The organism is Pirellulales bacterium (assembly GCA_035499655.1).
Lineage (GTDB): Bacteria > Planctomycetota > Planctomycetia > Pirellulales > JADZDJ01 > DATJYL01.
This window is the reverse complement of record DATJYL010000200.1, coordinates 1-6,628: the sequence shown is the minus strand read 5'-3', so window position 1 is coordinate 6,628 and position 6,628 is coordinate 1. Positions and strand designations below refer to the sequence as shown.

Sequence of the window (6,628 nt, the reverse complement as noted above, 5' to 3'; positions counted from 1 at the left end):
TCTTCCATTGCCAGGTCGCGAAGCAATTTCTCTTGCTTGGGCGAAAGCGTCTTGGGCACTTCCAATTGAATGACCACCAACAAATCGCCTTTGCCGCCGCCGCGCGGGTCTGGCATCCCCCGGCGTCGTAGCTTGACCACTTGCCCGGGCTGCGTGCCGGCGGGCACTTCAAAATCTTCCGGGCCCTCCAGCGTGGGCACTTTTATTTTCGCGCCCAATGCCGCTTGGGCGTAGCTGATTGGCACGCGGCAAATTAAATCTTGCCCGTCGCGCTCGAACAGCGGATGTTCCTTCAAATTGATCACGCAGAAGCAATCGCCCGGCGGACCGCCGTTGGGGCTTGGTTCTCCTTCTCCCGCCAAGCGCACCCGCATGTGATGGTCGACCCCGCCGGGAATTTTCACCTCCCGGAACACGTGCTTCACCACAAATGCCGCACCATGACATTTGCCGCAAGGGTCTTTGATTAATTGGCCGGAACCCTGGCACGCCGGACACGTGGTTTGCACCCGGAAAATCCCGCTGGCTTGCACCACTTGGCCCCGGCCACCGCAGTAACGGCACGTTTCCGGCTTCGTTCCTGGCTTGGCCCCCGTGCCCCGGCATTCCGTGCACGGTTCGTGCCGATCGAATTCAATGGTTTTGGTTACGCCCCGCGCCGCCTCAAACAAATCAATCGTCAATTCGCAGGCGACATCGTCTCCTTTGCGAACTCTTCGGCCCCCGCCGCGTCGCCCCCCGCCAAACAAATCGCCGAAAACGCCGCCCCCGAATATATCGCCGAAGGCCTCGAAAATATCGTTCACGTCGGTAAAGTGGTGTACGCCCCCTTCCACGCCGGCATGGCCGTAGCGGTCGTATCGCGACCGCTTGTCATCGTCCGAAAGCACTTCGAACGCTTCGGCGCATTCCTTGAACTTGACAACCGCTTCTTCGTTATTCGGATTGCGATCAGGATGATGCGCCAGTGCCAGCTTGCGATAGGCGTCGGCAATTTCCTTTTGCGAGGCGGTTCGCCCCACGCCCAGCACCTCGTAGTAATCGCGTTTAGCTGCCATCGTTGCCATGGCGGTGAACATCAAAATTTTGTAGCGGCGGCTGTCCTCAGCCGCAAAGGCGCTGGCAAATAAACAATTCTACGTCATTCCGCTCGCTCGGAGAGCGCCGTTTCTGTCTCTACCATGCGACGCAAACGGGCCGCCTTGTTTTAACAAGACGGCCCAAGCTGCTTCGCAATTACTGGCGCTTACCGAATCACGCCTTCCGGCGCTCGCTGTTTCTTGTCGTCGTCTTCCAAATTCGTCACCAGCGCCTCGGTCGTCAGCATCAATCCGGCAATGCTGGAAGCGTTGGCCAGGGCCGAGCGAACCACTTTCAGCGGATCGATAATCCCCGCCTTCACCATATCGACGTACTCCTGTCGGTTGGCGTCAAAGCCGGTATTGGTCGGCTTTTCGCGCACTTCGTCGACCACCACGGAGCCGTCGATGCCGCAATTGTCGGCAATTTGCCGCATCGGGGCTTCGATGGCGTGCAGCACAATGTCGATGCCGATTTTTTCATCTCCCTTGGCCGAGCCGCGATTTTTTTCCACCGCCTCACGGCACCGCACCAGCGCCACGCCGCCGCCGGGCAAAATCCCTTCTTCCACCGCCGCCCGTGTGGCGTGCAGCGCATCTTCCACCCGGGCTTTTTTCTGCTTCATTTCGGCTTCGGTGCCGGCGCCGACGGAAATAATCGCCACGCCGCCGGTCAATTTGGCCAGGCGTTCCTGGAATTTTTCCTTGTCGTAATCGCTTTCGGTATTCTCAATTTGATTGCGAATTTGCTGAATGCGATTTTGAATGTCGGCCCGTTTGCCGGCGCCTTCGACAATCGTGGTGTCGTTCTTATCGACCGTGATTTTTTTGGCGCGACCCAGCTGATTGAGCTCCAGGCTTTCCAGCTTGATGCCCAAATCTTCGCTGATGAGCGTGCCGCCGGTCACAATGGCAATATCTTGCAGCATCGCCTTGCGTCGATCGCCAAAGCCCGGCGCCTTCACCGCACACACGTTCAGCACGCCGCGCAGGCGGTTCACAACCAGCGCCGTCAGCGCCTCGCCTTCCACATCCTCGGCAATGATCAACAGCGGCTTGCCGCCTTGTGCCACTTTTTCCAAAATCGGCACCAATTCGCGCAAGTTGCTGATTTTCTTTTCGTGAATCAAAATCAACGCGTCTTCCAGAAAGCAATCCATTTCTGTGGGGCGCGTGATGAAGTACGGCGAAATGAATCCCTTGTCGAACTGCATGCCGTCGACATATTTCACTTCCGTCGCCATGCTCTTGCCTTCTTCGACCGTGATCACGCCGTCTTTGCCCACCTTTTCCAACGCGTCGGCCAACAGATCGCCAATTTCCTTGTCGCTGTTGGCGCTGATGGCGCCGACCTGAGAAACTTCCGCCTTGCCCGAAACGGGCTTGGCCATCGATTTCAAATGCTCGACGGCCGCATCCGTGGCCTTGTCGATGCCGCGCCGCACCGCCATCGGGTTGCTGCCGGCGGCAATGACTTTGCACCCCTCTTTGAAAATCGCCCGAGCCAGCACCGTGGCCGTCGTGGTGCCGTCGCCGGCAATGTCCGACGTTTTACTGGCCACTTCGTTCACTAGCTTGGCGCCCATGTTTTCGAAGCGATCTTCCAAATCGACTTCCTTGCTCACGGTCACGCCGTCTTTGGTAACCGTGGGGCCGCCGAACGATTTAGAAATAATCACGTTCCGGCCCGTCGGACCCATGGTTACGGCCACGGCGTCGGCAAGCTTTTCCACACCCTTGAGCATTTTCGCGCGGGCCTGATCTTCAAACAGCAATTGTTTGGCTGACACGATATGGATTCCTGATTAACGAAATGATTTGTATTTAACGAATTGTTTATTTAGCCCCCGGCGACTCGCCGGGGGCCATGTACGATCTAAACGACGCGCTGCGAGCTAATTCAGCACCTTCGCCAAAATGTCGGTCTCGCGGAGGATTTTGACTTCGTCCCCTTCCAGCTCGATGTCGGTGCCGGAGTATTTTCCGTAAATCACTTCATCACCGATCGAAACCGAAAGCGTGCCCCGCTGCCCGCTTTCCAGCAACTTGCCTGGCCCAATCGAAACCACTTTGCCCCGCTGCGGCTTTTCCTTGGCGCTGTCGGGCAGCACAATGCCGCCGGCCGTGCGCTCCTCGGCTTCAACCGGCTTCACGACAACACGATCATCCAGCGGACGCAATTTCGATTTGGCCATGATTTGTTTCCTTGCAAATAAAATGAATTGACGATTTTCTGTTTCGATAAAAACCCAAGCCGACGACTCTGTCGTCGGTTGACTCACATCATCCCGCCCATGCCACCCATTCCCATACCACCCATGCCGCCGCCCATTCCGCCCATGCCTCCCATGCCGTGGTCGTGACCATGGTCGTGGCCGCCGGCTTCCTCCTCTTCCTTCGGCATGTCGGTCACTAATGCGGACGTGGTCAAAAGCAAACTGGCCACACTGGCGGCGTTTTGTAAGGCAATCCGCACCACTTTCGCCGGATCGATAATGCCGCGAGCAGCAAGATCGGTGTATTCATCGCGGTCGGCATCGTAACCGTCGTTTTTGCCTTTCATGTGCCGCACCCGGTTCACCACCACCGCGCCATCGACTCCGGCATTTTCAGCGATGCAGCTCAGCGGCCAGTGGAGCACGTTCCGTACAATTTGCGCACCCAGGGCTTCGTCCCCTTCCAGGCCGTGTTTGTCCAGCACCTTTTCGCACCGCAGCAAAGCCACGCCGCCGCCGGGAACAATGCCTTCTTCCAGCGCCGCCTTCGTGGCTGACTGGGCATCTTCCAACAAATACTTGCGCTCCTTCATTTCGGTTTCGGTCACGGCGCCGCAGTGAATTTGCGCCACCCCGCCAGCCAGCTTCGCCAGGCGTTCTTGAAGTTTTTCACGGTCGTAATCGCTGTCGGTCCCTTCGATTTCGCGCCGAATCTGCTCGACCCGGCCATCAATGGCATCCTTCTTGCCGGCGCCGTCGACAATCGTCGTATTCTCGCTGTCGACAATGATTTTTTTCGCCCGGCCCAGGTCGGTCAGCTTGACCGAATCGAGTTGAATGCCCAGGTCTTTGAAAATCGCCTGACCGCCGGTCAGCACGGCAATGTCGCCCAGCATCGCCTTACGGCGGTCGCCATAACCAGGCGCTTTCACCGCGCACACGTTCAAAATGCCACGCAGCTTATTCACGACTAGAGTGGCCAACGCTTCGCCTTCCACATCTTCGGCGATGATGAGCAGCGGCTTGTTCGCCTTGCTGATGGCTTCCAACAGGGGCACCAAATTTTTGGCATTGGAGATTTTTTCTTCATACACCAGCACGTAGCAATTTTCCAGCTCGACGATTTGCTCGTCGGCATTGGTGACAAAGTGCGGCGATAAAAAGCCGCGGTCAAACTGCATTCCTTCCACCACGTCAACCGTCGTTTCGCTCTGCTTCCCTTCCTCGACGGTGATCACGCCGTTTTTTCCAACTTTCATGAAGGCGTCGGACAATACTTTTCCAATCGATGGATCGTTGTTGCCGGCAATGGTGGCAATTTGCTCAATTTCCTTGCGATTCTTTTCGTCAATGGGCGAAGCCATCTTCTTGATGGCCTCGAACACGATTTCCGTGGCTTTGGATATTCCGCGAGAAAGTGCCATCGGGTCGGCCCCGGCGGCAATCATTCGCAGCCCTTCTTTGTAAATGGCTTCAGCCAGCACCGTGGCGGTAGTCGTGCCATCGCCGGCGATGTCGTTGGTTTTGCTGGCGGCTTCCTTCACCAATTTCGCGCCCAGATTTTCGTACGGGTCGTCCAGCTCAATGTCCTCGGCCACCGTCACGCCGTCTTTGGTAATCTTGGGCGAGCCCCAGCCTTTGTCGAGCACGGCATTCCGGCCCCGCGGGCCCAGCGTGCTGCGAACTGCCTTGGCGAGCTTGTTTACGCCCGCAGCCAGCGGCAAACGCGCCTCGTCGTCGAACACCATTTGTTTTGCCACAGAAATAATCCTCCAGGATTGAGATGATTTATCGTTGCAAGATTACGGTATGTCGCCTTGCGCTGGGTCGGATCAATGTGTTTCACCCGCAGCCGGCCGTCTATAGACTCTGACCCCATTTGGCAGCCGAAGCCCAAAACGGCCCCTACAAAAGCAACCGTCGTGCCGCACTCACATTTACTCTCGCAAACCCCTGCTTTATTAAGGGGTTACGCATTTTGGGGCGAAACAGGCAGGCTTGCCTCCGGCACTAGAAATCGCCCAGCGATGCCATTCTGACAGGAATTCTGATCTTAAATGCCTGTACAGCCCATCCTGGTTTGTACATGTTCGCCAAGTTATCATATTCCCGGCCTCTATCACAAAACGACAACCGTCCTAAGGAAGCGCGACATGCGACGATTTCTTCACACGAGCCCTGTCGGAAAAAAACGGCGTCTCATCTTCGAGCAGCTCGAAACCCGCGCACTGTTGGCCGGCAACGTCAACGTCGCTGTCAACGCCGGCGAACTCGACATCACCGGCGACGCCGCCAGCAATAGCATTCAAGTCACGCAGTTGGCTTCCGGCCAATGGAAAGTCACCGGCACCGCCACCAAAATCAACGGCGGCAACGCTGCTTTCGTCACCACGGCTGCCAATCCCGTCACAGGCGACATCGACATCGACCTGGGCCAAGGCAACAACACGCTCCAAATGCAGAACGGAGCCGCGCCGGCCAACGTCAACATCGGCAGCGGAAGCGGCAACGACGTGCTGACGGTAAGAAAAGTTACAAGCAACTCAAGCGTCGGAACCATTTCCATCGCCGCGGGCGACGGCAGCAATGTCATCAATGTGAACAATGTCACGGTGCCGTTCGAAATTTCGATTGCTGGCGGCACAAACGCTGACTCCATCGCTGTATCGAACGCATCCACCCTGGAGTTCGACATTTCTGCCGGAAATGGCGCCAATGCCATCGCGGTGAATAATGCCAGCGCAAGAAGTATGGATATCTTAGGGGGCGCGAATAGCGACTCTGTGGCACTCAACAACGTCAGTTCGGAAAAAGATCTCGAAGTGAGACTGGGCGATGGCACAAACGCCCTCTTCATGAATCACTTTTCCTCCTCCGACAACTTCGTGACAAGCATCACCGCAGGAAATGGCCGCAATAGCATTGCCCTGGCAAATATCAGCATGGTGGCAAGTGCAGATGGAGGTGAATTAAGCATCCAAACCGGCGATGGCCCGAACTCAATTGCCCTGACTAATGTCAGCCTGTCTGGCTGTTCATTGTCAATCAGTACTGGCAATGGCAACGATTCCATCTCGCTGACCCGTGTCAACGTTCCACTTCAAGACATCTTTATTAACACAGGAGCGGGCACCGATGCCGTGACACTGAATGCCGTCACCTGCGTCTACCTGGATGTTTACGTCGGCCCAGGAAATTTCGACACGCTCTCCATCTTCAACACGACGATTACCGATGCCGGCCAATTTGAGACGTCGGCGGCACGAATGGCATTCTCATCGGCGCCAATAATCATCTTACACAGCCGCCCGATGTCATCGGCTTTGCCTACCG

The 6,628-nt window shown here is 56.6% G+C and carries 6 protein-coding genes; 1 reads left to right on the top strand and 5 read right to left on the bottom strand.

The features are described from left to right. The 5 genes from dnaJ to VMJ32_14850 all read right to left on the bottom strand — a co-directional run. Positions 1 to 1,058 (bottom strand): molecular chaperone DnaJ (gene dnaJ, locus VMJ32_14870; GenBank protein HTQ40306.1); only part of this gene is annotated, 1,058 nt, incomplete at its 3' end. A gap of 188 nt (positions 1,059 to 1,246) precedes the next feature. Next, complete coding sequence (groL, locus tag VMJ32_14865; GenBank protein ID HTQ40305.1) at positions 1,247 to 2,869, bottom strand: chaperonin GroEL; 1,623 nt, start codon at positions 2,867 to 2,869, stop codon at positions 1,247 to 1,249. Between the two features lie 105 nt (positions 2,870 to 2,974). Then, the gene (gene groES / locus VMJ32_14860; protein HTQ40304.1) at positions 2,975 to 3,274 is read right to left on the bottom strand and encodes a co-chaperone GroES; all 300 of its coding nucleotides are present in this window, start codon (positions 3,272 to 3,274) and stop codon (positions 2,975 to 2,977) included. Positions 3,275 to 3,357: 83 nt separating this feature from the next. Continuing rightward, the gene (gene groL / locus VMJ32_14855) at positions 3,358 to 5,055 is read right to left on the bottom strand and encodes a chaperonin GroEL (GenBank protein ID HTQ40303.1); all 1,698 of its coding nucleotides are present in this window, start codon (positions 5,053 to 5,055) and stop codon (positions 3,358 to 3,360) included. A 378-nt stretch (positions 5,056 to 5,433) separates the two neighbouring features. Then, positions 5,434 to 5,604, bottom strand: coding sequence for a hypothetical protein (locus VMJ32_14850; GenBank protein ID HTQ40302.1), 171 nt, complete (start codon positions 5,602 to 5,604; stop codon positions 5,434 to 5,436). Between the two features lie 9 nt (positions 5,605 to 5,613). Here VMJ32_14850 and VMJ32_14845 point away from each other — a divergent pair. Next, positions 5,614 to 6,628: hypothetical protein (locus tag VMJ32_14845; GenBank protein ID HTQ40301.1), on the top strand; the 1,015-nt coding region annotated here is incomplete at its 3' end.

Excerpts from the sequence above, each read along its gene's own strand:
- groES (HTQ40304.1), bottom strand. The coding sequence starts at position 3,274 with ATGGCCAAATCGAAATTGCGTCCGCTGGATGATCGTGTTGTCGTGAAG.